This is a genomic window from Candidatus Clostridium eludens, assembly GCF_045310515.1.
GTDB classification, from domain to species: domain Bacteria; phylum Bacillota; class Clostridia; order Clostridiales; family Clostridiaceae; genus Clostridium_B; species Clostridium_B eludens.
The window spans coordinates 1-586 of record NZ_JBJHZX010000151.1; the positions used below are offsets into that span (position 1 = coordinate 1).

Genomic DNA, 586 nt, shown 5'->3' on the forward strand with positions numbered 1-586 from the left:
ACAAGTATATTTTTAGTCATAATATCATCCTTTCCATTAGTTAGATCTATATAATAAATCTAATAAACATTACATAAAATTTAGTTTATTTATTTTAATCAATTTAACTTTGATCTTTTAAAAAGAATCGATTTAATTTTTCTAATATCCCTATCATTACTTTTAGCCATCTTTATATAACATAAAGCTGAAGGAATAAGAAATAGTTGAAATATTATTAACGTAATTACATAGTTATAAGGTTCACCTTTATATGCAGAAACAATAGCAAGTAAAAAACCAACACCTACATTGCCCAAAGTTCTTCCTAAACTCCCAGCCAAATTAGCTACACTAAAGGCCGTTCCTCTATGTTCAGGAAGATTTACATCCGTTATAAGTGCAAGCCAATTTGGTGTATTGGCAGATTGAGCTGCTGAAGCCAAAAGAGACAATACAAACATTGAAGTCATCCAAGGATTTACAGCTATTTGCTTCAATAAACTAAAAAAAATTAAAGCAGGATTGTTGTCATTTGGCAATAATAAGTTATTCATTGGTAATATAAACATTGCTAAATAAAAAGGTATTGTAATAAAAACAAATA

1 protein-coding gene is annotated in these 586 nt (G+C 27.6%); it reads right to left on the reverse strand.

What is annotated here, in order from left to right; translation table 11 throughout:
• Positions 1 to 98: 98 nt before the first annotated feature.
• Positions 99 to 586 (reverse strand): MFS transporter (locus ACJDU8_RS25625; protein WP_406795014.1); only part of this gene is annotated, 488 nt, incomplete at its 5' end.